The 26,204-nt window shown below is 42.0% G+C and carries 22 protein-coding genes; 2 read left to right on the top strand and 20 right to left on the bottom strand.

The window, feature by feature from the left end:
* Positions 1 to 4: 4 nt before the first annotated feature.
* Positions 5 to 1,381, bottom strand: a complete 1,377-nt coding sequence (locus QZ995_RS01020; protein ID WP_301801911.1) for an amino acid permease — start codon at positions 1,379 to 1,381, stop codon at positions 5 to 7.
* Positions 1,382 to 1,566: 185 nt separating this feature from the next.
* Here QZ995_RS01020 and QZ995_RS01015 point away from each other — a divergent pair, with 185 nt between their 5' ends.
* Both QZ995_RS01015 and gerQ read left to right on the top strand, forming a co-directional pair.
* Complete coding sequence (locus tag QZ995_RS01015; RefSeq protein ID WP_301801909.1) at positions 1,567 to 1,989, top strand: cell wall hydrolase; 423 nt, start codon at positions 1,567 to 1,569, stop codon at positions 1,987 to 1,989.
* Between the two features lie 18 nt (positions 1,990 to 2,007).
* Positions 2,008 to 2,496 (top strand): spore coat protein GerQ, encoded by a 489-nt coding sequence (gene gerQ, locus QZ995_RS01010; RefSeq protein WP_301801908.1) that lies wholly within the window; start codon positions 2,008 to 2,010, stop codon positions 2,494 to 2,496.
* A 163-nt stretch (positions 2,497 to 2,659) separates the two neighbouring features.
* Here the strand turns inward: gerQ and QZ995_RS01005 are convergent, their stop codons facing one another.
* The 19 genes from QZ995_RS01005 to pflB form a co-directional block, all read right to left on the bottom strand.
* Positions 2,660 to 3,118 (bottom strand): DUF420 domain-containing protein, encoded by a 459-nt coding sequence (locus QZ995_RS01005; protein ID WP_301801906.1) that lies wholly within the window; start codon positions 3,116 to 3,118, stop codon positions 2,660 to 2,662.
* Positions 3,119 to 3,149: 31 nt separating this feature from the next.
* Positions 3,150 to 4,055 carry a cytochrome c oxidase assembly protein gene (locus QZ995_RS01000; protein WP_301801904.1) on the bottom strand — a complete coding sequence of 302 codons (906 nt, stop codon included), beginning with the start codon at positions 4,053 to 4,055 and terminating at the stop codon, positions 3,150 to 3,152.
* Between the two features lie 323 nt (positions 4,056 to 4,378).
* Positions 4,379 to 4,693 carry a cytochrome C oxidase subunit IV family protein gene (locus tag QZ995_RS00995; RefSeq protein ID WP_301801902.1) on the bottom strand — a complete coding sequence of 105 codons (315 nt, stop codon included), beginning with the start codon at positions 4,691 to 4,693 and terminating at the stop codon, positions 4,379 to 4,381.
* A 1-nt stretch (position 4,694) separates the two neighbouring features.
* Positions 4,695 to 5,321 (bottom strand): cytochrome (ubi)quinol oxidase subunit III, encoded by a 627-nt coding sequence (locus QZ995_RS00990; RefSeq protein ID WP_301801900.1) that lies wholly within the window; start codon positions 5,319 to 5,321, stop codon positions 4,695 to 4,697.
* Complete coding sequence (gene ctaD, locus QZ995_RS00985; protein ID WP_301801898.1) at positions 5,321 to 7,168, bottom strand: cytochrome c oxidase subunit I; 1,848 nt, start codon at positions 7,166 to 7,168, stop codon at positions 5,321 to 5,323. The genes QZ995_RS00990 and ctaD overlap by 1 nt, the downstream gene beginning before the upstream one ends.
* Before the next feature lie 36 nt (positions 7,169 to 7,204).
* Positions 7,205 to 8,224: a cytochrome c oxidase subunit II gene (coxB, locus tag QZ995_RS00980; RefSeq protein ID WP_081873049.1), complete on the bottom strand. Its 1,020-nt coding sequence runs from the start codon at positions 8,222 to 8,224 to the stop codon at positions 7,205 to 7,207.
* 561 nt (positions 8,225 to 8,785) lie between these two features.
* Entirely contained in the window at positions 8,786 to 9,313 is a 528-nt protein-coding gene (locus QZ995_RS00975) for an ACT domain-containing protein (RefSeq protein ID WP_301801897.1), read from the bottom strand.
* A gap of 89 nt (positions 9,314 to 9,402) precedes the next feature.
* The gene (locus QZ995_RS00970; protein ID WP_301801895.1) at positions 9,403 to 9,732 is read right to left on the bottom strand and encodes a hypothetical protein; all 330 of its coding nucleotides are present in this window, start codon (positions 9,730 to 9,732) and stop codon (positions 9,403 to 9,405) included.
* 166 nt (positions 9,733 to 9,898) lie between these two features.
* Positions 9,899 to 10,363: a DUF1284 domain-containing protein gene (locus QZ995_RS00965; RefSeq protein WP_301801893.1), complete on the bottom strand. Its 465-nt coding sequence runs from the start codon at positions 10,361 to 10,363 to the stop codon at positions 9,899 to 9,901.
* A 270-nt stretch (positions 10,364 to 10,633) separates the two neighbouring features.
* Complete coding sequence (locus QZ995_RS00960) at positions 10,634 to 12,058, bottom strand: aldehyde dehydrogenase family protein (RefSeq protein WP_301801891.1); 1,425 nt, start codon at positions 12,056 to 12,058, stop codon at positions 10,634 to 10,636.
* 1 nt (position 12,059) lies between these two features.
* On the bottom strand, positions 12,060 to 13,424 hold the full coding sequence (gene gabT, locus QZ995_RS00955) for a 4-aminobutyrate--2-oxoglutarate transaminase (RefSeq protein WP_301801888.1): 1,365 nt from the start codon (positions 13,422 to 13,424) through the stop codon (positions 12,060 to 12,062).
* A gap of 171 nt (positions 13,425 to 13,595) precedes the next feature.
* Positions 13,596 to 15,011, bottom strand: a complete 1,416-nt coding sequence (locus QZ995_RS00950; protein ID WP_301801887.1) for a sigma-54 interaction domain-containing protein — start codon at positions 15,009 to 15,011, stop codon at positions 13,596 to 13,598.
* 42 nt (positions 15,012 to 15,053) lie between these two features.
* The gene (locus QZ995_RS00945) at positions 15,054 to 16,532 is read right to left on the bottom strand and encodes an aminoacyl-histidine dipeptidase (protein WP_301801885.1); all 1,479 of its coding nucleotides are present in this window, start codon (positions 16,530 to 16,532) and stop codon (positions 15,054 to 15,056) included.
* A 115-nt stretch (positions 16,533 to 16,647) separates the two neighbouring features.
* Positions 16,648 to 18,447, bottom strand: a complete 1,800-nt coding sequence (locus QZ995_RS00940) for a M3 family oligoendopeptidase (RefSeq protein WP_301801883.1) — start codon at positions 18,445 to 18,447, stop codon at positions 16,648 to 16,650.
* Positions 18,448 to 18,682: 235 nt separating this feature from the next.
* Positions 18,683 to 19,930 carry an MFS transporter gene (locus QZ995_RS00935; RefSeq protein ID WP_301801881.1) on the bottom strand — a complete coding sequence of 416 codons (1,248 nt, stop codon included), beginning with the start codon at positions 19,928 to 19,930 and terminating at the stop codon, positions 18,683 to 18,685.
* An 11-nt stretch (positions 19,931 to 19,941) separates the two neighbouring features.
* On the bottom strand, positions 19,942 to 21,306 hold the full coding sequence (locus QZ995_RS00930; protein ID WP_301801880.1) for an ATP-grasp domain-containing protein: 1,365 nt from the start codon (positions 21,304 to 21,306) through the stop codon (positions 19,942 to 19,944).
* Positions 21,303 to 22,439, bottom strand: coding sequence for a KamA family radical SAM protein (locus QZ995_RS00925; RefSeq protein ID WP_301801878.1), 1,137 nt, complete (start codon positions 22,437 to 22,439; stop codon positions 21,303 to 21,305). Before QZ995_RS00925 ends, QZ995_RS00930 begins: the two co-directional genes overlap by 4 nt.
* A 425-nt stretch (positions 22,440 to 22,864) precedes the next feature.
* Positions 22,865 to 23,605 carry a pyruvate formate-lyase-activating protein gene (gene pflA, locus QZ995_RS00920; protein ID WP_301801875.1) on the bottom strand — a complete coding sequence of 247 codons (741 nt, stop codon included), beginning with the start codon at positions 23,603 to 23,605 and terminating at the stop codon, positions 22,865 to 22,867.
* A 141-nt stretch (positions 23,606 to 23,746) separates the two neighbouring features.
* Positions 23,747 to 26,011 (bottom strand): formate C-acetyltransferase, encoded by a 2,265-nt coding sequence (gene pflB / locus QZ995_RS00915; protein WP_301801873.1) that lies wholly within the window; start codon positions 26,009 to 26,011, stop codon positions 23,747 to 23,749.
* Between the last annotated feature and the right edge of the window lie 193 nt (positions 26,012 to 26,204).

Below are 26,204 nucleotides of genomic sequence, written 5' to 3'. Positions count from 1 at the left end.
CCTACTATTTCTCTAACATACTATGTTTCTTAGAGTAAACAAAATAGACAACCGCTCCGATAGCCACCCAGATTCCAAAATACATCCAGGTTGTTCCCGGAAGATTAATCATGAGGAACCCGCAGAATACTATTGTTAAGATAGGAATGAAGGGAACTAATGGAACCTTAAAGCCACGCTCTAAATTTGGATGCGTTTTACGCAGTACGATAACTGATAATGCGACCATAGCAAACGTGAGCAGCGCCCCGATATTTGCTAAATTAGATAGTTCTTTAATTTCTACAAATCCTGCAATTCCACCACTGAGTAATCCTGTAAGCCATGTAGAAAATACAGGTGTATCTGTTTTATTAACACGAGAGAAGCGTTTTGGAAGTAGCCCGTCGCGACTCATCGCAAAGATGACACGAGTACCAGCAAATACATAAGCAAAAATAACTGCCATAATACCAATAACAGCTCCTACAGCAACGATTCCCGCTACCGTATCCTGACCTACAAGCTCCAAGACATACGCCATTGCTTCAGGTACATCTAAGTTCTTATAAGAAGTGATTCCTGTCATGATAAGACATACAATTACATAAAGGATCGTACAAACAACAAGTGATGAAATAATCCCTACTGGCAAAGCCTTTTGCGGGTTCTTACATTCCTCAGCAGAGGTTGATACTGCATCAAAGCCTAGGAACGCGAAGAATACCGCTGCTGCTCCAGCAAAAACTCCTTCAATACCATACGGCATGAATGGGTTCCAATTTTCAGGCTTAACATAAAATACACCTACAGCGATAAACAGTAAGATCACCAATAGCTTGACTAATACCATGAAGTTGTTAAACTTCTTACTTTCTCTTGTTCCGCGAGATAATACAAAAGTGATTAGTAAGACAATGATAACAGCCGGTAGATTAATAATTCCGCCACTCATCGGCGTGCTGACCAACTGTTCAGGTAAACCCCAGCCAAAACCTGTCAGCAGATTATTAAAATAAGCAGACCATCCAACAGCAACTGCTGAAGTGGTAAGAAAATAAACGGATAGCAATGTCCATCCCATCAGATGCGCTACAAATTCACCGAGTGTTGCATACGTATAGGTGTAAGCGCTTCCAGAAACCGGGATGGTGGAAGCAAATTCTGAATAGCAAAATGCAGCAAAACCACAAACAAGTGCAGCAATTATAAACGAAAGAATAACAGCAGGACCAGCATCTCTAGCTGCTACAATACCTGTAAGTACCATAACACCAGTTCCTAGCACTGCCCCAATGCCTAGTAAAGAAAGGTCAAAGGATGTTAGTGTTTTGTTTAATGATTTTTTTTGACCTTGTTGCAATAAGTCAGTAACTGATTTCTTTCTCAAAAGATTGCTCATATTGCCCCCCCTTGATTAATAACTTGTTTCCTTCACATAAGTATCCTACCACACAATATTCATTTTGTTGTATTTATAGATTTTTCTCAAAAATTCGAAAAAACACGTTTTTTTATACTGTACAATCACCTATCTAAGAAAACACTTATATATTGAAATAGGAGAGAAAAAGGGGAGGTGAATGAATGGCTGTTATTAAGTACAACTCCAGTGATCTTGACATGCTGGCTAGGCTTCTTAGGGCAGAAGCTGAAGGAGAAGGAGATCTTGGAATGTTAATGGTTGGAAATGTTTCCGTTAACCGTATCCTTGCCAATTGCTTAGATTTTAAAAACATACGAACCATCCCTCAAATGGTATATCAAAGACCCGGCGGATACGAATCTGTTCAAAAACCTTATTTCTACCAAAAAGCTAGAGAAGCAGAGAAACGTTTGGCCAAGCGCGTAATTAACGGAGAGAGAACACATCCTGCTAGCAACGGACTTTGGTTCTACCGCCCTGTCGGCAGTTGCCCTCCCACATGGTTCAACCAGAGAAACACTGGACGATTTAAAGCACATTGTTTCTTTGCACCATCCGTTCAGGATTGTCCTAGAGTTTATTAAAGAGGAGAGAAAAACCAGATGTATTATAATACTTATGCTCAGCAAGGATGCGACCCCTGCGGCACCCCATACTATCCACAATGCTACATGTATCCATATTACCCTTCTCCACAACAGCAGACACAAGCCACGCAAATGAGTCCCACACAGGTAAGTCCTACCCAACAAATCCAGCAACAACCTCAGCAAGTCGTGCCTCCTACTGCAAATGGTAGCTTAATTCCCGGTGGTCCCCTTCCTGTAGTCGAAGAATCCTACGTAGAAAATATTTTACGTTTCAATCGTGGAAAAATCGGTACTTTCTATATGACCTATGAAAATAACAGCGAATGGAATGCAAAAATTTTCCGCGGCGTCATAGAAACTGCAGGTCGAGATCATATCATCATCAGTGATCCGCAAACCGGTATGCGTTTTTTGCTTCTGACGCTAAACCTCGATTATGTTACCTTTGATGAAGAAATTAACTACATTCCGCCAGTAAACCCATTTGCTCGTACACGCTAGTCACTTAATCATTACCAGGAGAGACAACTCGTCAATGTACAAATAATCTGGTTCCCTATTATTAGTAGCGGAACAATATACTAAACAAGCCTCCATGTGCACTTGAAAGTGAATCTGGAGGCTTATTGCTTACTTTTTGAATGTGTATATTATTCTTTTTTACTTAAAAGCCCAAAATGGTTCGGAATAAGCTTGATGTCTCTCCGCCTGGATAAATGATAAACAGCAAAAAGTAGACAGCTATACCGGTAATCGCTGAACCGAACCAGATAATAGAAGTAACTGGCCCCCACTTGCGATGCTTAGCAAATTGCTTGGTAAAGCCTAAATATAACGTTACCAATCCAAAAACGGCTGCTGTTGTAGCCAAGGTGATATGGAATATCAAAAAGATTTGATAGTATAAGCGCAATTCATCCGGTCCGCCGAAATTCATATTTCCCACGAAAATCGTTCGAGACATATAAATAATGAAAAATGCTAGGGCAAACACGGATGCAACAATCATTGTTTTTTTATGGGCCTCAAATTTTCGTTTGGCTACTTGAACCCAACCGATTGCTACAAGGATTGCACTGATGGCAATAAAACTTGTACTAAGTGCAGGCAACAACGTTAGCACTCGATCACTTCCTCTTATTCTTTTTTAAAATTTATACTCGCCCACTAGTGGGAACGATAGTGAGTTCTTTTTGCTGTTCCATGGGTTCAAAGGATTCAAGCGGATCGATTTCATCAATACCCGTCGTCGGATTTTCCTCACGGTACCATTTAGAAAACACATGCCATAGCCCAACTCCATATGCTGTTTCCTGTACCATTTTCATCACGACACCGCCCAATTGCTGATCATCGAGTATCGGTAGGATGGCAAACAATTGCGGTCCATAGCTATAAGATTCATAGACCAATTGGGAAGCAAATATGATTAACGCACAGGCCGGTGTCATAAGCACACCCGCTGCAAAGATATACCCCATTAGCTTGACGTTTTTAATCCGTTGTAACTCTGGAACCGGACAGACAATATGCCACCATATCATGAAGGCTGTAATTAATAACAGGAGCTTATAAGCAATATGAACTCCATGGTACTGCATCACGAAATCAAGTACAAGCGGAATATGATAAACAGAGAAAAATAAATTAAACATAAATAAAGATATCAACGGTTTTGTCAGACGATCAAACCATTTCCTTACAAAAACTGGCTGTAGAACTGCTCTTATAAACCACACTGGCAGGCCCATCACAAAAAGTGGTGGGAAAATCATTACTAACAATGATTGCTGGGTCATATGCAAGGTAAACGACACATGCCCGTAAAAGTAGAGTGGACTTCCCATAGCTACATATAAGGTAAGAAGAGCGGTCATAAACGTAATCTGCTTTCCTATTGTAACAGGCTCTGCATGAATAAACCGTTTACGCCATGGGCCAATTAACATAAAATATGCCGCACCAAGCAAGACAACAAAAGCTAAAAATTCAGGATTCCATAACTCCGCAAACTTCGGTTGATAACCATGCAAAAGTAAATGTTGTTCATGGGTACCCATCCGTATCCCCCTCTCATGCGGAAGGTTTCTATTTTCTGATAAGTGGAAACATACATGTATATTATACTGAACCGATCTCAGACAAGCTAGCGACCAACTTGCTTTTTAGTGGGTAAGAATGGAAATGCATTCTCCCTGTTCACTTGTTTGCCATAATTTCTGCAAAAGTACTAAAACAAGCCAATTATTCAGTCTGGATTACAGCAGAACAAGCTAGTCTTTCTTACGAAAAAAAGCGAGCTACTCAAGTAGCCCGCTTTTTAACAGGATCGGGGCTAAGTCTTCACCTTTGTAGAATCAAAGTTGGACCTTCTCCCTTACCTTTATACCCAATACAGCGCCATGACAACGCATGTTACCATGATAAACGCCCCAGTGAAAATTGCCACCACTGGAAATAGATGCCCTTTATCCTTTAAGTGCATCCAAACGTATAATTGCACCAAAGCCTGCACGGTACCCAACAGGATAATATAAGGATAAACAAACCCTTTTTTATCCGGCATGTAGATAACCGCCGCAAACGCTAATGCTGTTAATACAATGGACAAAATAAATGAAACGATATGTGGCTTCATGCTAGTGCTATGGGCATGGGAATGCTTTGAAGGTTGAGATGAATGATTGTGTTGATTCATCTTATGCTCCTCCTTGTCCAGACATGATACCCATTAGGTACACGACTGTGAAAATGAATACCCACACTACGTCAACAAAGTGCCAGTACAAGCTTGCAATATAGAACTTCGGTGCAGTAACCACGGTCAGACCTTTTTTCATAGCAGAAGCCATCAGGGTCGCTATCCATGTAACCCCGAACAAAACGTGCGCTCCATGGAATCCAACTAACGTGTAGAAAGCGGAACCATATGCACTGCTAGTCATTGTATGACCTTCATGATAGTAGTGATAGAACTCATAAATTTCTAGTCCTAAGAACGCAAATCCTAGTACAACGGTTACAGCAAACCAGAACATCATCATTTTAAAGTTATGACGGTGCATTCCGATGATGGCAAATACACTTGTTAAAGAACTGGTCAATAGTAAAATTGTCGCCATAGCAACCAGTTCAACTTTAAAGATTTCATGCGGAGCTGGTCCTGATACATATTGATCTCTGAGAGCCAAATACGTGGCAAATAGAGAACCGAACAATACCATTTCTCCACCTAGGAAAAGCCAGAAGCCTAGTATTTTATTTCTGCCTTCAAGGGTTGCCTTTTCAGGCTCAGCAGGTAGAACACCATGATCCGTGTGTTGCATTACAGCCTACCCCCTTTTTCTGTTTCCTTAATCTCGTCTACTTCGATATGGAAACCATGGTCATCCTTAATGGAACGGGCAAACATACAAAGGATAAACAGCCCCAATCCTACGAAGACCAGCACATATTTGTGATAGATAAAACCAAATCCTGCAATAAACATCCCTACAGACATCAGGAATGGCAAAACAGATGGTGACGGCATATGAATCGGGCCAAGCGGTTCAGCCGGAGTCATTGCTTTGTTGCCTGCCATTTTCTCAACCCAGAAAGCATCAAGACCACGGACGCGAGGTGTTTGAGCAAAGTTATACTCAGGTGCTGGGGAAGGAATGGACCACTCGAGCGTACGGCCATCCCATGGATCTGCCACAGCCTTTTTGCCTTTCGCATTCGTATAAATCACATTAACAATAAACAACGCGGTACCGACAGTCATAATAATGGCACCTATAGTGGAAATCAAGTTCCCTAATTCCAGCTGTTGACCCGGTAAGAAGGTGTATACACGACGCGGCATACCCATCAAGCCAAGGAAATGCTGAGGGAAGAAAGTCAAATGGAAACCGATAAAGAATAACCAGAAGTTCCATTTACCAATTGCTTCATTTAGTAATTTACCAAACATTTTTGGCCACCAGTAGTAGAAGGCTGCAAACAGCCCCAGCACCATACCACCAACAAGAACATAGTGGAAGTGAGCTACTACAAAGTAAGAATCCTGATATTGATAGTCTGCTGGTGCTACAGAAAGCATAACCCCGGTCATACCGCCGATGGTAAAGGTCGGAATAAAGCCTGTAGCGAACAGATTAGCTGTGGTAAAGCGAATTTGACCGCCCCACAATGTGAATAGCCAGTTAAAGATTTTTATACCGGTAGGAACGGCAATCAGCATCGTCGCAATTGAGAAGAGCGAGTTAGCTACCGGACCCAAACCTACCGTAAACATATGGTGAACCCATACCATGAAGCCTAAGAATCCGATCACTATGGTCGCAAATACCATAGCGGAATATCCAAACAGACGTTTTTTGGCAAAGGTACTAACAACGTCAGAGATCATACCAAATGCCGGAAGGATCAGGATGTAAACCTCTGGGTGACCAAAAATCCAGAACAAGTGCTGCCACAACAGTACGTTACCGCCGCCAGCTACTTCAAAGAACTGCGCTCCGAAAATTCGGTCAAACATCAATAGAACTAAACCTACAGTGATTGCAGGGAAAGCGAACAGGATTAATGCAGAAGTAATAAATGCTGTCCAAGTAAACATCGGCATACGCATAAAGGTCATCCCTGGTGCGCGCATGTTAATGATTGTAACCAGGAAGTTAATCCCCCCGATTAAGGTTCCCAAACCAGCTATCTGCAAACCTAATACATAGAAACTGACCCCAGCGGTTTGACTGTATGTGTTTGAAGCTAATGGCACGTACGCCGTCCAACCTGCATCAGGCGCACCGCCCATGAACCAACTTACGTTAAGCAACAATCCACCAAAGAAGAACAGCCAGAAGCCAAGTGAGTTTACAAATGGAAATGCTACGTCACGAGCACCGATTTGTAGCGGTACGATTGCGTTCATGACAGCAAAAATCAATGGCATGGCAGCTAGGAAGATCATAGTGGTACCATGCATCGTTAGCAATTCATTAAACGTGGAGCCAATGAACATTTTACTATTTGGATACATGAGCTGAATACGCATCAGCAATGCTTCAAGTCCACCAAGCAAGAAAAAGAATCCACCGGCTAATAGGTACAGAATGCCGATTTTTTTATGGTCCACGGTTGTGATCCAATCCCACAAGCCCGTATTTCTTGGACGAACATGTTGAGCCACGGTTTTGCCCCCTCTTTTAGATTCAAAATTCAGCTATTATTGACGTTTCAAGCTGGACAGGTATTCAACAAGAGCATCCACCTGATCATCATTTAACTTCAGGTTAGGCATCAAGTTACCAGGCTTCACTGATTCTGGGTCCTTCAACCATTCAGCAACGTGTTGCTTGTCGTTAGGCAACACACCTGCTACAGTTTGGCGATTACCAAAATTAGTTAAGTCTGGACCGATTTTACCACCATTACCATCAACGGCATGGCAGGAAACACAGCTTTGTTTAAAGACTTCTTCCCCTTGAGTTGCAACAGCTTTATTTTCAGCAGGTGCATTTTCACCTTTTGTCATTTGTACTACCCATTTATCAAACTCTTCTTGTGATACAACCTTTACTTTGAAATCCATCAAAGCATGGGACGGACCACAGAGCTCGGCACATCGTCCTTGGAAGGTCCCTTCAACTGGACTTTCTAACCACATATGGTTGGTCATACCTGGGTTTGTATCTTTTTTACCGCCAAGTGCTGGTACCCAGAAAGAGTGAATAACATCAGAAGCCTCTAAAGAAAGGTACGCTTTTTTGTTGACAGGGATGTATAATTCCTGAGCTGTGTTAATTTTTAAATCAGGATATTCAAACTCCCACCAGAATTGGTGTCCTGTTACCTTAACTTGAAGAGCATCCTTGTCGTTTGAATAATCCTTTGCCAATGTAAATGTTGTCGAAACCATCGGAATCGCAAGAACAATCAAAAGAATGAAAGGGATAACCGTCCAAATAATTTCTAACTTGTGGTTTCCTTCGATTTGTTCTGGAATACTGTTATCGCCCTTACGTTTACGGTATCGGATCAATACATAGGTAAAGATAACGACAACCACAGTGAAGACGCCTAACATGATGGTAACACTAAGCTTAATCAAGTCATATTGCATGCCTGCTACAGTCCCTTTTGGCTGCAGCGCAGACAGATAAGGGTCGCCACATCCAGTTAGTAAAAGCGCTACCATTACTAACATAGGAAGCAGGCGCCCGACTTGCTGCAATCGTCTCATCATTGCGATCTAGCCTCACTTTCTCTCCTTTTTACCTTTAATAGACCTAATAATAGTAATCACACTAAGTCTACTAATGCAATCATGTTTGTTATCTAGAATGTGCTCCGTATATTTACCACTAGAGGCAATAGATATTATGTAAATTTGGTAAAAAGAACAAATCATGATAACAAATCCTTCTTCTTACTAAATAAAAATTTTTACAACCTGCTTTATCTGTTCCATTATAGCCCCCTTCTCATTCATATGTAGCGTCATTTTGCCGCAATTATAAATAAACAATAAATTGAGGCTAGACTGACAAAAGCTAATTTTAAAAACAGATACATCCATTGTAAACAATTTCCGGCTGTTTTAGCAAAAGAGCGATAATAATTCACAAATTGTTCATACAAATGTAACTCTTTTGACTCTGGTGACTCTTTCCTTTGTGATTTTTTTCATTGATCACAAAATAATCATATCATGTTCTGCAAGCGCTATCAAAGAGCGGAAAACCAATGTTTTCCGCTCTAGATCACTTTTTCTCCATTTTTCATGCTTTTTTGTTTTGCCTTGAAGTTACTGCAATGAAATCGCTTTCGTAACATTAGGCAACGTTTCAATCTGTTCAATTGTTTCGGCTGGTATCTCCTCATCAGTTAACGAAACCAGTAACGCCAGTTTTCCCTTTTGTTCACGAGAGACATTCAATTTTGAAATGTTAATTTCATGTTGCGCCAAAATGCGTGAAACATCGTGAATAACGCCAGGGTAATCATGATGGTACACCAATATCCCATGGGTATCTGCTGTGATACGGCACGCGTATACATTAATCTCACTTATAAAGGTTTCTCTATAATCCTTGGAGAACACATACTTGTTGTCTCCCACGATAAGCTGGGCAACATGACTGGCGTATTCCCCTGTACTATTTTCTATTTTTATTTGCATATCTGGATTTAATTCTCGCAATCCGGCAAGTAACAAATTAACAATTTGTTCTCGGTCGTCTGCAGTCATGATGGTTAATGTTACTTGTTCCATGTTGGACTCAAAACGCTCCACTAATTTAGCCAATGAGCGCAGCCCTGAGTAGTCTGTCATACTGTTTCCCCTCTCGTCTGTCAATGTATCATATATATACATCGTCCGAGGATAATTAGCAATGCCTATAGAAGGGAAAACTCGATTTTTTACATATTTGCACTTCCTCTGTGATCTTCACCATGTATACCAATGCTCTCTAGTCTTCTACGAGTATCTGAGCTGCCTAAATGGTAAATAAGCTGATAGATCTTATCAAGAGCCTCGTCATATTCCTCGGGTTCGCCACCTAGATCTTCGTCGTAGGCCATTTCGAATAATTCCTGAAGCTGTCTAATCTCGCCAGGTGTGGCTAATACTTCATAATCAAAAGACGTATCTGTAGGATTGTCGATAATATCTCCCTTTACGGAATGAGGGTGAATGGATAAATAGTATGGTTTTTTATCAGGAGCTGGTGTTGTTGACAAGTAAGGCATCTCCTTTCTATACCTGCTTTTTTCTTTCTTTATGCCCTCCTCTCTCTTTTTCCATACCTTTCCATACATATCCTAACTAAAAAATGCACGATGGACTAAGCCTAAAAGATTTGTACGAATCTAGCCACTGCTGCGAATAAAGTGATCTGCTCCCTGCTCTCACCCATCAAATCGCATCTATCTCCATATATTTGTTTTCCTTTAGCAACGCAATTCCTTTTTTGCAAACCCCGTAAGATAACCAAGAGCAGCCTGCACAAATCCGATCTAAGTCAGCAGGTTCTACCCTGTTTTTTGTCCGCTCAACCAGTTCAGATTTGCGGTATATATGTCCAGATACCAGACCGAGCTGTTCAAGAGCAGCCTCATCCATTGTCTGCACATGCTCTTCTGAGGTTGGGTCAGCTGCACAAATCCCTTCTCCTTTATTCGGGCAATACTGACAGGTATCGTCTAAAGCATGAACCACTCGAATAGGGAAGTCAGCTTGATGATCCCTAATTTTTTCAACAATCTCCTTCATTTTGACCGCAAAAGCTGGGCTATATCCCATTCCCCTGAACCCATGTACACACAATAAATGATGTCCGCGTAATGTAATAATATTTTTGGCATCTCTATCTGTTACCACCAAACCACCTCCTTTGTCTTTTCGACTATAGCATGTAATACTCCAAAACCCCACCTAAAAACGCATAAAAAAATACCCTATCCAAGCAAACTGCTCGAACAGGGTAAATATTTGGATTGGGTAGTAAGTGAACTTTGTCTATGAAAAACATGATGGACAAAGATCCTTGTATTCAATAATACCATCTTTTCTTAAATTTGAACAAATGTAATTATTTCTACATAGGGATATTTATTCCCTGCTTTCTGACACCTGCCAATTTTATCCTGATTACAGCTTGATACTGATTAGCTTTAATTCAGTCATTTCTTCAACAGCATATTTAATGCCCTCACGACCAAAACCGCTTTCCTTAACACCACCATAAGGCATGTTATCTACGCGGAATGTTGGAAAATCATTAATCATGACACCGCCGACCTCAAGCTCCTCGGCCGCTTTCATCGCTGCATGAATATTATTTGTATAAATGCCTGCCTGTAGGCCATAACGAGAATCATTAACCATTGCAATTGCTTCATCTAATGTTGAAAATGGGGCTATCATTACTAGCGGTCCAAACACTTCTTGGCAAGAGACCTTTGCATGAGCAGGCACATCGGTAAGGATCGTTGGTGCGTACAAACGCTCAGCCAGTCTTTTCCCGCCTGTCACCACTTTAGCACCTAAGCTCTGAGCCTGGCTAACCCATTCCTCCATGCGATCAATCTCTTTTGGAGCAATTAAGGAGGACAGATCAGTGGCCTCATCAAGCGGATCTCCCACTACCATCTTCTCTGCCGCAAGCTTCATCTTTTCAACAAAGTCTGTAAATTTACTCTCGTGTACAAATATCCGTTGTACAGAAATGCAAACCTGTCCTGCAAATGTGAATGCACCAAATGTGCAACGGTCAATCAGCTCTTGAGTCAGCTCCACATCATCATTAATAATCAGTGCCGCATTGGAGCCCAATTCTAAAGTAACGCGTTTTAATCCTGCTTTGCCCTTTAGAGAGATTCCAACCTCTGGGCTGCCGGTAAAGGTAATTGCAGCAATACGCGGGTCTGTAACAAGTGCCTCTCCAACTACGCTTCCTTTGCCTGGCAGCACATTAAGTGCCCCTGCTGGTAAGCCTGCTTCTTCAAAAATCTCAGCCAATGCCAGGGAGGCGAGCGGAGTTTGCCCGGCAGGTTTTAAAACGACTGTATTACCGGCAGCAATAGCTGGGCCTACTTTATGTGCTACGAGATTATATGGGAAATTAAACGGGGTAATTGCCCCTACAACCCCGATTGGCTTGCGTACAGTAAAAGCGAGTCGCCCTTCTCCGCCAGGAGCGGCATCTAACGGAACGGTTTCTCCGTGAATACTACGGGCTTCTGACGCAGCAAATTTATAGGTTTGAATGGTACGGGCTAGTTCTGCTCGACCAGTCTTCAATGGTTTAGCCGCTTCTAATGCTAGGAGCCGAGCTAATTCTTCCTTGCGGTTTTCCATAATCGCTGCTGCTTTTTCCAGGATGGTAGCTCTTTGATGAGCAGGCAATTTCGCCATAATTGCAGTTGCCTGCTTTGCCGCCTCAATCGCTTCCTCTACATCTTCTCGAGCTGCCTGACCAATCTGTGCAATGACTTCGTTTGAAAATGGCGATGTAAGTGATTGGTATTCCTTTGCTTCCTTCCAAGTACCGTTAATGTATAAATGCTTCTTCATGTTATTTTACCTCCGTCGCTACTGTTGATTGATACATGCTGACTAAAAGACGGTTCATTATGCTTAGACCTTCTTGCAATTGCTCATCAGTAATAACAAGCGGTGTCAAAAAGCGCAACACATTCCCATGCACGCCAGCTGATAGCACAATGACACCTTGTTCACATAAGGCTTTTGTATAAGCAGCCGTAAATTCTTTCATCGGCTGCTTGGTAGAAGGATGCATAAGCTCAATGGCACACATTGCCCCTAAGCCGCGAACTTCTGCGATAATTGGCACCTCTTGTTGCAGGGCTGTAAAATTCTCCATGATTTGTTCACCAATCCGGCGAGACCGTTCTACTAGATTTTCTTTTTCTATCTTCTCAATAACAGCTAGAGCGGCTGCGCATCCAAGCGGACTTCCTCCGTAGGTTCCGCCAATTTCTCCAGGCGCTGGTGCGTCCATAATTTCCGCACGTCCGAGAACTGCACTGATGGGTAATCCGGCTGCAAGAGATTTAGACATGGTAATCAAATCCGGCTCAATACCAAAATGCGTCGAGGCAAACATCTCACCGGTGCGCCCAAAGCCTGTTTGTACCTCGTCGGCAATAAATAAAATGTTATGCTTGCGGCAAATGTTAAATATGCCCTGCACGAATGTTTTATGCGGAACAATAAAGCCACCTTCGCCTTGGACCGGCTCCATAATCACCGCTGCCAATTCTTCCGGGGCTACCTCTGTGTGCAGGAAATCCTCAAATTGCCCAACACAGAACTCAGCATACTCAACTTCCGTCATACCAACTGGACGATGCAGGGGATAGGGAAACATTGCTTTATAGGTAGCTGGTGCAAACGGCCCCATTTGGAATTTGTATGGCTTCACTTTACTGGTAAGAGACATGCCGAGCAATGTACGCCCATGAAATCCGCGTGTAAATGAAACGATACCTGATCTGCCTGTATATTTACGAGCAATTTTTACAGCATTCTCAACCGCCTCTGCCCCGCTGTTCAACAAAATCGTTTTTTTCTCAAAAGAGCCTGGAGTGATTTCAGCCAATTTTTCAGCTAGAGCAAGATAAGGCTCATACATCGCTACATGAAAGCATGTATGAATGTATTTATCTAACTGGGCTTTGATGGCTTCAACGACTTCCTCCGGGCGGTGCCCTACATTCAATGTTCCAATTGCGCCTGCAAAATCAAGTAACACGTTGCCATCTACATCATGAACCAGTGCCCCATCTGCCTTTTCTACAAAAATAGGAGAATTATTACCTACACCTTTGGGTACATAAGCCTTTCGTTTCTCAATCAGCTCCATTGATTTTGGACCAGGAATGCTGGTGTTTATGGATACGCATTTAGTAGTTGCCATGTTATACTCCCCCTTCATATTTTGCCTACGCTTTTATATATTTGCTACTCAGCCAATTTTCTACTATTTTATCACTAGCAATTATCGTGCCAAAGTATCGAAGCGGAGAAAATAACATGACAATACAAAACACTCTATCTTGGAACCGGATTTTTATTCATTTATAAATAATTATTCATTTTTGAATCGTTTTATCTGATACTTTTTTAACTTCCTTACTACAGAAGGCTGACTGATTCCTAACATCTGTGCCATTTCTACTGTTGTCTGACAAATGTTAGCTGCCTGTTCTATCATACTTTTCTCTAATCTCTCCACAGCTTCTTTCAAGGGCACAGTTGGAGGGAAGGAATGTTCCCCTGAGAGAATTGCAGGAATACGCAATGCACTGATTTCCGCTGGTAGATGCTCGGCTGTTAGCGTATCCTCGTCAGCAATGACTACCATTCTTTCTAAAACGTTCTCAAGCTCTCGAACATTCCCCGGCCATTCATATTGCAGGAGCAATTGAGTCGCTTGAGAGGAAAGTCGCTTTTGCAGCCCGTACCGATCATTTAAAGCACGTAATGTCCATTTCAAATGGGCAGCGATATCTTCCTTTCGCTCACGCAAAGGTGGTATTCGTAGGGGAATCACATGTAAGCGAAAGTACAAGTCTTGGCGGAACGATCCATTCTTTACCATTTCCTCCAAATCCCGATTCGTAGCTGCAATTAGGCGAAAATCCACCTCTCGATACGCAGTGCTTCCGATACGCTGTAGCCGCTTTTCCTGAATGACTTTTAACAGCTTGGCTTGTAAGGACAAGGGCAGCTCTCCTAATTCATCCAAAAATAGGGTTCCCTGATCAGCCCGTTCGATTATCCCCATCTTCCCGGCTTTAGCAGCTCCCGTAAAAGACCCTGCCTCATAACCAAACAGCTCAGACTCTAATAGTCCATCGGGTATGGACCCGCAATTAATTTCCACCATTTCTCCGTGTGAACGACGGCTTCGCTGATGTATTTCCCGGGCGATAACGTTTTTCCCCACTCCTGATTCCCCTAAAATAAGGACCGTTGAATCTACCCCCGCTACTTTTTCTACTAAACGATACATTTCTTTCATAGCTGGGCTAACTGCTACAACTTGATCGGAACCACTGTTTTTCTCACGAAGTTCCTCAATCTCATTTTCGAATTGTTTCAATTGCTGTGTCAGATTCTCATAACGGCGTTTTAATTCTAGAATTTCAGTCAAATCATGTGAAAAACTAATTACACCTTCCAATTCATCAGGCGTTTTCCAAATGGGAAAGGCAGACACCATCAGCTTTTGCTTATAAATCGTCTCCTGCATCATTGTCTGGGCTTCCCCTGATTCCAGAACCAAACGAGTGGCGGACGGAGAAAAAACTTTAGCCTCCTCCAATTCCCTTACATTTCGTCCAAGTAATTCCTGTTGCTTTTTACCATAAATTGCTTCGCACGTAGGCCCAACTAGCCGAACTACACCGTCTCGATCGGTAATAAGCAGGTGCTCGTGCGAATAGTGGACGATCTGTTCTAAAATACGCCCCATCCATTTGTCCGTGTCTGCCTTGTCCATCTTTATCCTCCGTAAATCTTTTCCTCCATCATAACATGCTTGCTATGAAGCGAAACGCTTGGCCTCTTTCATTGCAGCCAGAATCCCCACCAAATATCCCCAAACGCGAGTCACTGAATCAATTTCAACATGCTCTTGTGGTGTATGTGCCCCATAAATATTTGGTCCAAAAGATATCATATCCAGCTTGGGATTTTTCTCTGCAAATACACCGCATTCTAAGCCTGCATGGACCGCCGTAATTTCTGGTTTTTGACCATTCATCTTTTCATACACCTGCTCACAAATCTCCCGGATGACAGAATCCGGGCGGTATGCCCACTCTGGGTAATCGGAATCGGCGATAAGCTCAGAGCCTGTTAAGGAGGCAAGCATTTCCAACTGTTTCACAATGGCTCCCTTCAAGCTAGCCACAGAGCTTCTCACCTCATTTTCCAAATAAATGTAGGTTTCATCTGTTCGTACAACACCTAAATTAGTGGAGCTTTCTACGAGTCCTTCAATTTCTTGGCTTATGCTTTGAGCTCCATTTGGCGTGAGCATCAAAGAGGCAAGTACATGTTCAAATGTCTGGGCGGAAAATACACGCTTTTCATTCCCCCGTACTTCTGTGAGTTTTACACCAACCTCAGGATCACCAGCACGTAATTCTGTAACAAATCGTTCTTGAAAATCGCTCACTAGCTGCTTTGCTTTTTCTATTTCTTCCTCTTTTATATACAAAATGGCCTCTGCCTCCCGAGGAATAGCATTGGTTTTCATTCCACCTTGCACATGTTGGAGCTGATAAGGAATTTCTTGCTGAAGACCGTGCAGCACACGACCTAGCAGTTTATTAGCATTGCCGCGTCCCTTATGAATCTCAGCTCCTGAATGTCCTCCTTGTAAGCCATGTACAGACAATCGAAATGCCTTACTTCGGTCATCGGCGTCAGCCCATTCTATTTCAAATCGTTGCCTCGCCGTGACACCACCTGCACAGCTTACCAGCAAACGTCCTTCCTCTTCCGAATCAATATTAAGCAGAATGGAGCCCTTTAATTGACTAAAATCAAAATGCATTGCCCCACCCATTGATGACTCCTCCTCGGTGGTTATAAGTGCTTCCAAGGCGGGATGCATGAGAGTCGTATCAGCTAGCAGAGCAAGCATGTAAGCTACGGCTATACCGTTATCTGCACCTAATGTTGTCTCCGTGGCATATAGCATGTTGTCTACTACCCGTAGCCGGATGGGGTCTGTTAGAAAATTATGTACGGTTCCTTGATTTTTTTCACAAACCATATCCATATGCCCTTGTAAAATAATGGTGGGCAATGCTTCGTAACCTGCTGAGGCTGGTTTGCGAATCACTACATTTAATGCCTCATCCCGTGTAGCGTCTAATCCATGCTGTGCCGCAAAATCTAATAGATAGGCACTGATTGCTTGTTCATTGCCTGATCCCCTTGGAATTTTCGATATTTCCGCAAAGTAATGAAATACGGGATGCTGTAAGACTTCCTGGAGTGTTTTAGCCATATGTGGTCCCTCGCTTCTAATTAATGGATTAGATGATTGCTTTAGATGCAGGAAAAAGCCCTCTTATATGAGAGCTTTTCCCTTTTCTTCCTGCTTGTTACGTTAGATAGAATGTTTACGCTTTTTTCTCTGTTAGCGTCATAAATTCATCAATGTTTGCCAAAGCAGCATCTACAGCACTTTGCCAGAAATCTGGTTGCGTCAAATCTACATTTAGATGAGCCTTCGCCAGATCTTCTACTGTCATGCGACCTGTGTCTTTTAAGAAGTCAATATACTTATCCTCAAAGGAAGCCCCTTCTTTTTGTGCCTGCGCAAACAAACCAACACTTAGCATGTATCCGAATGTATATGGGAAGTTATAGAACGGAACATCACTAATATAGAAGTGAAGCTTAGCGGACCAGAAGTTAGGGAAGTATTCGTCTAAAGCTCCAGCAAATGCGAACTTCTGCGCTTCTTCCATTAGTTGATTAATCTCTTCCGCACTTAGCATTCCATTCTTGCGTTGTTCGTAGAATTTCTTCTCAAATGTAAAGCGAGTAAAGATATCCATAAAGAAGGAAACGGCATCACCAAGCTTATCGTCGATCATGGAAATACGTTCTGCATCAGATTTTGCATTTTGTAGGGCAGCATCCTTCACGATTAATTCTGCAAAGGTGGAAGCTGTTTCGGCTACGTTCATGGCATAATCCTTCGCCAGCTCAGGCAAATCCTTCATTACATAGGTGTGATAGGAATGTCCTAATTCATGAGCCAGTGTAGAGGTGCTAGACATGCTACCGTCAAACGTCATGAAAATACGCGTTTCTTTGCTGGACTGTAAATCGGTGCAAAAGCCGCCTGGTCGCTTGCCAGGACGATCCTCAGCTTCAATCCAATGTTTTTCAAAGGCCATTGTTGCGAATTCAGCCATTTTGGGACTAAATTTCTCAAACTGCTCTGTAATGAATTGGGCTGCTTCATCGTAGCTCATTTTGCTGGTACTGCCAGGCAATGGTGCCGTCCAATCGTAGAAAGACAGAGAATCGATGCCAAGTAATTCCTTTTTCCGTTTTAGATAAGGAACTAGGCGCTCACGATTCTTCTCCACAACCTCCCACATGACATTCAGCGTCTTCTCGCTCATACGGCAAATCTCAACCGGCTCTTTCAAAAAGTCATCCCACTTACGCTCTTTATATAATGCTAAACGGAAGCCGCTTAAATGGTTCAATGCTTTTGCACATAGGTCTTCATTTTCAGACCACGCTTGTTTCCAATTGGCAAACATCTGCTTGCGAACTGTAGGATCAGTATCAGAGAGCAGGTTAAAAGCTTGCCCGACTGATAATTTCTCAATTTTCCCATCTTTCTCGCTTGGGATATGCATGCGTCCAACGATCACGTCATATAACTGCGACCATGCATGATACCCATCTACTGCTAAATTTCCTGCCAAAATTTCTTGCTCAGTAGGAAGCTTAGCCGCCCCTAATTGACGGCGTTCATCCAGAATGAAAGCAATTGGTTTCATGCTGTCTAACTCTAGGAATTGCTTCCATAGCTCCTCAGGCACTTCTAAAATGTACTGATCAAACAATGTTCCTGTTTCTTGATTTGCCGCTCCTAATTGTGTTACACGATCACGCAGAAAATGAGCTTTTCCATCATGTACATTCTGTGCCTCAAGGCAGGAAACGAATGAGCTTGCCTGCATCCAATCAGAGCGTACCTGTTCAAAACGTGCTACAATCGCTTCTAGTTTTTTAAGCTGCTCAAGCGTTGTAGGAGCTTCTAACGCTTTTAAATCAGCCGTTAAAGAAGCCGTTTGTTCCTTTAATTTATCCAAGAATGCAGCAAATTCCTTTGAGTCGCTTCCTCCAGGAAAGATGCTATCTAAGTCCCACACGGGTTTAAGATTTTGTAGCATGCAATATCCTCCTTTGTCTTGGCAAAACTCGCCTGTTATGTATAAGTCTTAGTTCTCATTGTACCTGTTTCCTGCCGGATTGGTATGCTTTTTTTACCGGAAAAAATTTTTTGACTGTAAACGGATAAAGAAAAACTAGGTAAAGACTAAAAGCAAGTTGTCGGAGTGTATAACCCGACTCCTCGATACAAAAGGCACCGCTACATTTGGCGGTGCCAAGCTAATCCTTTCTTCTTTACGAAGAAGCAACTTCAGTTGGTGCTTTCCATTTCCGATAGAAATAGATCGTGAATATCAGCGCCATGACCATAGGTACACCATGAAGGATACCTACTACCCATATCGGCAGCATGATTTCAAATAAAGGGGAACAAATCAGCATTCCAAACGCAAATCCAATGGTTTGCAACGTGGAGGATACTCCAAAAACACGACCACGCTTGTCATCAGATACCTGCTGTAGGCGGGAGTTATAGCAAATGGCCGATATACCGTCAGATACTCCCGCTAAGAAAGCACAGACAAGCAGAAGATACGTTGTAGAGAACGCAAACAGTAAGATAAAGAAGAACGACATTAAAATCGTCGAGATGCCAAATGCTTTTTCGGTGAATACTTCCTTAGCATTTTTAGAATGCTTACTCATAAAACGAGAACCGACAAGATTACCAATTGCCCAGATTCCCCATATAAAGCCCATAATCATAGAGGGATTGTCCGGCTTAATCATAGACGAATAAATCGGTATCCCTACATTATGCGCTGCGGAACCAAAGGTATCAAATAATCGAATCGTCATTAAAGATAATAAAACGGGAATTACACGTAAATACCGATAAATAAACGAAAACTCTGAAAAAAACGAAGCCTTTTGATCTGATTGAGTTCGCGTTTCATTCGTTTTAATGGGCAGGCTAATTAGGTTCACAGCCGAAAGCAAATACGTCAGGGAGTCAAGCAAGAAAATATTTTGATAGCTTAACAGATTAATGAGAATCCCACTTGAGAGCATCCCCACAACCATGGCAATGGCTTGCCAAGACTGTAATAAAGCATTGGCTCTTACTCTATTTTCCGGTGAAACAAGCATAGGAATACTGGATTGCATGGATACGTTAAACATCGAGCTAAACATTCCCATACCAAAGATCACAACATACAGCATATAAAAATGATATTCTTGTGGTGTAATAAATAGAGAAAATAGAAGACAAAACCGCACAACGTCACTAATAATCATTAGCTTTTTACGGTTAAATTTATCTGCTAGCATACCAGAATAAAAACCTGCTAAAAAGCTTCCCAATAAACGAACAGCCATAAATAATCCCATGTAAACAGCACTGCCCGTTAATAGGTACACATACAGATTTAGTGCAATCATATCTAAATAACTGCCTATATCTGAAATGGTTCTTCCAGCAATCAACTGGTAAATGTACCGCATTTTATTATTCTGTCCTGCTGGAATTGTTGTTGTCATGTTCTTTCCTCCTACACCTTAACCAATTTCTCGATTTCAAACGTGACTAGCTCGCACGCCTTTTCATACACTTGTTCAATATGTTCATAGCTTTCTCCACGCATCCAGCACATAACTAGAAATACTTCTTCCTCGTCCCCTCTTATCTCTGCACCTATCGGATAGACTTGTGTTACTCTTAATACCCCAGGAATTTTTTCAAGCTCCTCTAGTCCGTTTACCGCTCGAAGAATCCCGCTCTCCTTTGGATATAAAGTAAACATGGCGTGAGGGGTTTGTTCTTGGTTTGGTAGAGTAGGTAATTCATAGGTTCCTAAAGCAATTCCCAATTGGGCTTTTACCGAGTCAAACCCAAGCATTGTTTCTAAGCTATCCTTAACACACATACCACCTATACGCGGATTGATTTCTAATACCTGCGGACCTAATTTTTCGTCATAGCGCAATTCAACATGGGACAACGAATTCTTTAAGCCAACAGCGCGAACAGCTTCCACTGCATAATGTTTGAGCTCCTCAACTTCCTTCTCTGTAAAGCGAAGAGGAGGAACGACCAGAAGATGCTCATAGAACACCTGCTTTTCTTCTGTGACTTTTAGCTTATCATGCACAAGCAGAGGAATGATTTCCTTCTCTGTGATCACCATCTCTACACTAGCTTCCCGACCATTCATATATTTTTCCACTAGCATGCAACCCATGGGATTAAAATCAATAAGATTCCCATCCTTCGCCGCATAGGTGTGACAGGATGCATAAAGATTGGAATAATTACAGTCAGGCAGCTTTTGAAGGGCGTATGTAAAATTATCCCTTACCTCTTGCTGATTGTGGGATTTAAGAATTAAATGAGAAGCAACTCCGTTAATCGGCTTTAAAATCACCGGATAGCCAATCCGTTCCGCATGGGCGACTGCTGAATCCACATCGACTGCTAGCCCATAATCAACCGTTAGCACTCCAGCATGTCTTAGTGCATCACGCATAAGATATTTGTTGTTTGTACGATACAACGCATCTGAGTCCTGAGATGGCAGTCCTCTTTTTTCAGCTATCTTCGCGACATCAGCCCCTAATAAACCTGCGCTTGAAAATAATCCAAGAATACTAAGTACAGCAGAAATTTTATATGTTTCCTCAAGCATGCAGACCTTTTTTTCTAATTCCTCATAGCCAAAATCAGTAGTCTCAATAATTTCGGCAAACAAAGCAGGAATGTGGTTTTCTTCTTCTAATTGAGCGATTTTCGATTTTTCATGCTCTGTGAGAGGGCGAGTAATGATTGCACACTGGTACCCCATTTTCGTAGCATGAACAGCGCGATTAATGGTAGGAACTACCGAGAGATTTTCAATAAATACGATTAATTCTTTCATATCAATGCCTCCATCGGATTGTCATCTCCGTCAAGATAATGAGAAACAATGTATCCGTTTTCATTTATTTCGTGGAGAGGCGGCAGCATCGTGTTATCAGAGAAATGTAAGAAATCAGCTGCTTTATATGGTGTAGTGGAGCGAATATACCGTTGTCCCTCAATCTCTACATAATCGAGCTGGGAATTCGTACCGACTCGATGCTTACCAATTGGAGTTACATAAACATAATGCGGAGCAATGCTACCAGAGAAAGCGGATAGTTCACGTATAATATCAATTCCCTTCTGAACCGATGTACGGAAATGCTTAGCTCCGACTACAGCCATGCAGTGGAAAAGATAATAAGGCACAATCCCATTACAGAGAAACAGCTCTATTAATTCCCTCATCGTTTTGGTATTATCATTAATATCTTTCATCAAAACAATTTGTCCTCTTATAGTAATACCGCGAGAAATGATCTTTTGGGCAGCGCGAATAACTTCTGGGGTAAGTTCATCTGGGTGATTTAGTGATAAACCAATGGAAAGGTTCTTGGATAAACGCGGGTTGTCGTAGTTAATTTGATTAAATTCCGATAACATCTCTGCTGTTTCATCCGTGATGTTTTCGGGAGCAAATAAAATATTTCTCGTACCTACCCGGATGTTTCGTACATGATCAATTTCCTTGATTTGCTGTAGAACCTTATGCAGTAATGTTACATCGAGAAACGGGTCCCCGCCGGTAATTAATACCGTTTTAATCCGATCATCATTGCTTATATAGTTGATCGCATCTGCAATATTTTCATCCGACATCCGCTTGGCTTCTCCCGCTAACGTACGGGTTTTCTTAAAACAGTATCTACAATAGGCAGAACATTCAAAATAAGGAGTCAATACTGCTCGATCCTCGTATATTCTTTCAAGTCCATATATTCCTTTATTATTTTTGCCCTCTTCAAAAGGCTTTTCTGTGCCGTATTCTAATGCTTCATAGGGACTTGGTACAAATTGCTTGGCTACACCCTGAGATTGTTTCACAATCTTAGCTAGAGAAGGACTAATTTTGGAACGGAATTTTTGCATTACCTGCTTCTGCATCTCTCTTTCTCTTTCAGAGACCATTGTTTCCGTCATTCTTGACATTTTGTTACCTCCCTTAATAAAATTTGATTTTTTCATTTAAACCTTATATTTAATTTACATTTTTGTCAATAATAGGTTTTTTGCTCATCCACAAGAAAAAAGATCGGGAAATCCCCGATTCTTCTAGGTCAAATTTACTATGATTTGTTAAAAATCTTATCTGCTTCCAAGATCCATTCTCCATTCTATCAATGGACTATCTTTTGGCAATTCACAATGTCTTGTTCATGACTTAATACTAGAATGGTCTCGTTTCGTATTTAACAAAATGAAAATCTAGTTCCGTCATAAGGAATGTTGACAAAAGCGAACTTAATAGTGGAAAAAGGGTGAGCAATTAAAAGATTACACGAGAGATCATTTGCCGCAATAAAATAGCCAAACCCTCCTTAATCCAGAGCGAGTTTGGCTTTATCGACTATCTTTTATTTAATTACTTGAAGCTGATTCGTTCTGCCTTTTTCAATTAATTCATAGGCACGTTTAACTTCTTCCTCTGAGGGAGAGCGCTGTCCTTTTAGCGGATACTCTTTGCCCAGCTCCTCCCATTTATATATGCCCATTTCATGGTAAGGTAGAATTTCTACTTTTTCCACACCTTGTAGGGAGCCAATAAATTCCCCCATTTCAAGCAAATGACCAGCCGAATCCGTAATACCTGGGATTAACACGTGACGAATCCACATTTTTTTGCCGCGATCAGATAAAAACTTGGCAAATGTTAACGTCCGATCATTTGGTTGGCTGGTAAGCCAGATATGTTTTTCGCGATTCATCTGTTTTAGATCAAGAAGGACCAAATCGGTCACTTCCAGTAATTTATCCGCCTTAGCTGTGTCACAGAAGCCTGAAGAATCTAGCGTAGTGTGAAGACCCCATTTTTCTTTAACAGCAGTAAATACCTCCGTTACAAAAGGAGCTTGCAGGGTCGGCTCGCCGCCTGTGACTGTCAGACCTCCGCCAGAGTTACGATAGTAATTCAGATAGGGTTCAATTTCAGCCAAGACCTCGTCTACCGTCATCTCTGTTCCACCGCTTGTATCCCATGTATCTGCATTATGACAAAATTTGCATTTTAAAGCACAGCCTTGCAAAAATAGTACAAATCGAATACCTGGACCGTCTACAGTACCAAATGTTTCAAGGGAGTGAATTCGACCTTTCATGTTGATCAATCCTTTCTACACAACAGCAAGAGAAGGAAAGCTGTTCTAAGTTAGTGTGTCATGCTCCGTCACTTTCCTTCCCTTGCTGTTGTCCGAAGCAGCCAGCTAGCTGCCTCGGAAACAGTCGGGATACATGTAAGCCTAGATTTTGCCATGGAAAGTACGGTTGATAACATCTAATTGCTGTTCACGAGTCAATTTGATGAAGTTAACCGCATAACCGGATACGCGAATGGTTAATTGCGGATAATCTTCTGGGCGTTCCATCGCATCCAGCAATTGTTCACGGTCAAATACGTTTACATTTAGGTGATGACCGCCGTCTGGCGTCATGTAACCGTCCATCATCGCAACCATATTAGTAACGCGAGATTCTAGGTCTTTGCCCAACGCTTTTGGCACGATTGAGAATGTATTAGAGATACCATCCAAGCTATGTTCATAAGGAAGTTTAGCTACGGAAGACAAGGATGCTAAAGCACCTTTTTTATCTCGTCCATGCATTGGGTTCGCCCCCGGTGCAAATGGTTCACCAGCTTGACGTCCGTCTGGAGTCGTACCAGTCTTTTTACCATAAACTACGTTGGAGGTGATTGTGAGTACTGACATTGTTGGCAACGCATTACGGTAGGCTTTATGCTTACGAATTTTGTTCATGAAGCGCTCCATGATATCAATTGCAATGGAGTCAACACGATCATCGTTATTACCATATTGAGGATATTCGCCCTCTGTTTCGAAATCGACCGCAATACCTTGTTCATTACGGATCGGTTTTACTTTCGCATACTTGATTGCAGATAAGGAGTCTGCTACTACAGATAAACCAGCGATACCGCAAGCCATCGTGCGGAGGATTTCACGGTCGTGCAATGCCATTTCAATACGCTCATAAGAGTATTTATCATGCATGTAATGAATTACGTTTAATGTATTCATGTATAGCTTCGCGAGCCACTCCATAACATTGTCGAACTTCGCCATGACTTCATCAAAGTCAAGCACCTCGGAAGTAATAGGAGCGAATTGAGGTCCTACCTGTACGCCTGATTTCTCATCCACACCACCATTGATTGTATAAAGCAGTGCTTTCGCAAGGTTAGCACGTGCGCCAAAGAATTGCATTTGCTTACCAATTCTCATAGCGGATACGCAGCAGGCGATACCATAATCGTCACCAAAGTACGGACGCATTAAATCGTCGTTTTCGTATTGGATAGAGCTTGTTTCAATGGATACTTTTGCGCAGAACTTTTTGAAGTTCTCAGGAAGATCTTTAGACCAAAGAACAGTCAAGTTTGGCTCTGGAGCCGGACCAAGATTATAGAGTGTATGCAAGAAACGGAAAGAGTTTTTCGTTGTACGAGTTTTACCACTCAAGGACATCCCAGCGATGGATTCAGTTACCCAGGTTGGGTCGCCGGAGAATAATTCATTGTAATCAGGAGTACGCAGGAATTTAACAATGCGCAGCTTCATAACGAAATGGTCAACCAGTTCCTGTGCCGCTTCCTCTGTCAATGTACCTTCAGCAAGGTCACGCTCAATGTAAGCATCTAAGAACGAGGAAACACGTCCTAAACTCATTGCGGCTCCATTTTGTTCTTTAATAGCAGCTAGGTAAGCAAAGTATAACCATTGGAATGCTTCATGTGCGTTCTTAGCAGGCACAGAAATATCAAAACCATGTTCTTTTGCCATCAATTTTAGTTCTTGAAGGGAGCGAATTTGTTCGGAGATTTCTTCCCGTAAACGAATAACATCTTCTGTTAAAGCATCTACTTCCAATTGTTGGAGGTCGCCTTTTTTCTCAGCGATTAGACGATCAACACCATATAAAGCTACACGACGGTAGTCACCGATAATGCGGCCGCGACCGTAAGCATCTGGAAGACCTGTAATAATGCCTGCACGACGAGCCTTTTTCATTTCTTCTGTATAGGCATCGAAAACGCCTTGGTTATGTGTTTTGCGAATATCGGTAAACAACTTAATGATTGATTCCGGCACTTCAAAGCCGTACGCCTTGCAAGCATCAATCATCATGCGGATTCCACCGAAAGGCTGAAGCGAACGCTTGAATGGTTCGTCTGTTTGTAAACCTACAACCTTTTCTTTATCCTTATCCAAATAACCTGGTTTATGGGATGTAATAGTAGAAGGAGTGTTAACATCTACATCAAGAACCCCACCATTTTCACGTTCTTTTTTTGTTAAGTCAGAGATGATGTCCCACAGTGCTTTTGTATTAGCAGTAGCACCAGCCAAAAATTTATCATCGCCATGGTAAGGAGTGATGTTTTCTTCAATGAAGTCACGAGTATCAATCGTTTTCATCCATTTCCCTGGCTTAAAGCCTCTCCATGCGTGTTCAAATGTTTGCAGGTCTTTCTCTTGAATCGCCATCTTACATACCTCCTCAAGTATTGGCTCGTTGTTCTGTACTCGGCAGCACAACTCTTTACATGAGGTGTCTCTGCCTGTAACGAAGGCCATTCTATATGATTAAAAAGCTATTGAAGGATTTATTGCGTAAAAGAGCTTGTTTCCATTCTGAACAACTGCTCTTTACAGTTTCATCATACAAGAGAGATTGCAC

The organism is Brevibacillus laterosporus, assembly GCF_030489605.1.
In the GTDB taxonomy this organism is placed as follows: Bacteria; Bacillota; Bacilli; order Brevibacillales; family Brevibacillaceae; genus Brevibacillus_B; species Brevibacillus_B laterosporus_E.
This window is presented reverse-complemented; position numbering and strand designations above follow the sequence as displayed.